The 2,280-nt window shown below is 67.0% G+C and carries 2 protein-coding genes; both read right to left on the reverse strand.

The genetic code is table 11. The features are described 5' to 3' along the window. Positions 1-1,222, reverse strand: a 1,222-nt coding sequence (locus N878_RS18075) for a methyl-accepting chemotaxis protein (protein WP_021444985.1), incomplete at its 3' end; no start/stop codon positions are given. Positions 1,223-1,402: 180 nt separating this feature from the next. Continuing rightward, positions 1,403-2,164, reverse strand: coding sequence for a methanethiol S-methyltransferase (gene mddA, locus N878_RS18080; RefSeq protein ID WP_021444986.1), 762 nt, complete (start codon positions 2,162-2,164; stop codon positions 1,403-1,405). Between the last annotated feature and the right edge of the window lie 116 nt (positions 2,165-2,280).

The following is a 2,280-nucleotide window of genomic DNA, read 5'->3' on the forward strand; positions in this document are numbered from 1 at the left end:
CGGCGAAGCCGCGGCCAGCGTCGCCGGCCCGCGCGGCCTCGATGGCGGCGTTGAGCGCCAGCAGGTTGGTCTGCTCGGCGATGGAGCGGATCACGTCGAGCACCTTGCTGATCTCGCGCACCCGCTCGGCCAGCTGCTCGACCTGCCCGGAGGTGCTGTTCACGTCCTCGGCCAGCTGACTGATCGAGCTGACGGTCTGGCGCACCTGCTCGCGGCCCTGCTGGGCGACCTGGTTGGACTCGCGCGAGGCCTCCGAAGTGCTCACCGCGTTGCGCGCCACCTCCTCCACCGCCGCGGTCATCTGGTTGACCGCAGTGGCCGCCTGTTCGATCTCGGTGTTCTGCTGGTGCAGGCCGCGGCTCGAGTCCTCGGTCACCGCGTGCAGCTCCTCGGACGCCGAGGCCAGCTGGTTGGAGGAGTCGGCGATGCTCTGGATGGTGCTGCGCAGGCTCTGCTGCATGCTTTTCAGCGCCGCCAGCAGGCGCGCCGGCTCGTCGTTGCCGAGCACCTGGATCGACTGGGTCAGATCGCCCGAAGCCACCACCTCGGCTACCCGCACCGCTTCGGTCAGCGGCGCGACGATGCTGCGGGTCAGCAGCAGCGCCAGTGCCACGGTGGCCAGGGCCGCCAGCAGCAGCATGCCGATGACCCAGGCGCGCGCCGACTCGAATACCGCGCCGGCGCGCTGCGCCGCGGCCGAAGCGGCGTTGCGGTTGAGTTCCGAGAGCTCGCGCAGGCCACGGGCCATGGCATCGGCGTGCTGGTTGAGCACGCCGCCGGCGACCGCGATCGCGGCATCGAAATCGCCGCGGCGCACCGCCTCGACTATCCGCCCCTGCTCCTGCAGGTAGGCCGTCTCGGCCCGTTTGAAGTCGTCGTAGAGACGACGTTCCTCGCTGGTGGTAATGCGCTGCTCGTAAGCCGTTTGCGCCTTGGCGAGCATGGCACGCAGCTCCTCGGCCAGGCGCAGGTTGTTCTGCACCTGCTCCGGTTCGCGGTTGAGCATCAGGCGCAGGGTGATGGCGCGCAGGCGCAGCGCGTCCTGACTCACCTCGGCCAGCGCCAGCACGCTGGGCAGCCAGTTTTCGTCGACCTCGGTGGACTGCTTGCGCATCTCCGCCATCTGCAACAGAGAGAAGGCGCCGAGCAGCAGCACCAGCAGTGCCACCAGTCCAAAACCCAGGGCCGCCCGCGGGGCGATGGCAAGATTACGCAGCGACATTGATGGTGCTCCTGTTGTCGGCAACCCGCTGCCATTCCTGACTGCAGGCCTGAAAAGATTCAGCTAACTACTTTCACCTGTATCGGCTCGTGCCTTGGACGCTTGATGGGGCGCACGAAAATTTTCTGCACACATGCCGAAGGCGCCCCGCGGGGCGCCTTCGGTTGGCGAGCGGATGCTTCAGGCCGCCTCCTCCAGCTCCTCTACCTTGCGCTTGCCGCGCAGGCGCGGCAGCAGCATCGGCACCCGTTGACGATAGCTGCGGTACTGCGGATACGCCCGCAGCAGGTCGCGCTCCTCGAAGACGATGGCCAGCAGGATGTAGGCGCTGGTGGCCAGGGCGAACAGCAGGTGGGTGGCGCTCATCTGCGGCGTGCACCAGAAGGCGAAGAACCAGCCCAGGTACAGCGGGTGGCGCACCAGCTTGTAAACCCCCGGGGTCTGGAACGGCAGCGCGGTGTAGGGCCGGCCGAGCAGTTGCAGCCACACCTGGCGCAGGCCGAACAGGTCGAAATGGTTGATCAGGAAGGTGCTGTACAGCACCAGCGCCCAACCGAAGCCGAAACCGGCGTTGAGCAGCAGGCGCCCGCTGCGGTTGTCGATCTCCCAGATCATCCCGCCCAGCGGCTGCCAGAAGTAGAACAGGGCGATCAGCGCCAGGCTGGAAAACAGCACATAGGTGCTGCGCTCCGCTTCGACCGGGATGATTCGCGTCCACAGGGCCTTGAAGGCCGGGCGCGCCATCACACTGTGCTGCACGGCGAACAGGGTCAGCAGCAGCAGGTCGATCGCCAGGGCGTCGGCCAGGGGCAACAGCGGTGCGCCGTCGATGGTGCGCGGCGCCGCCGGCAGATTGCCGACGAAGGCCATGGCGTAGAGAAAGGTGGCCAGAAACAGGGCGTAGCAGGCAAGACCGTAGATAAAGATGGCAAGGCGTTTCATGAGGAGTCCTCGATGCGCGGGCGCGCACCTGATGTTCGTCTAGGCAATCAGCTCAGTTCCATGTAGCGGCGCGTCAGTCCGGGGTTCTGCGCCAGGTAGATGCACAGCATGCGGTC

Source organism: Pseudomonas sp. EGD-AK9 (genome assembly GCF_000465935.2).
GTDB lineage: Bacteria > Pseudomonadota > Gammaproteobacteria > Pseudomonadales > Pseudomonadaceae > Aquipseudomonas.

Bases quoted from the DNA above. Each gene is read 5' to 3' on its own strand.
- mddA (WP_021444986.1), bottom strand. From the start codon at position 2,164: ATGAAACGCCTTGCCATCTTTATCTACGGTCTTGCCTGCTACGCCCTG.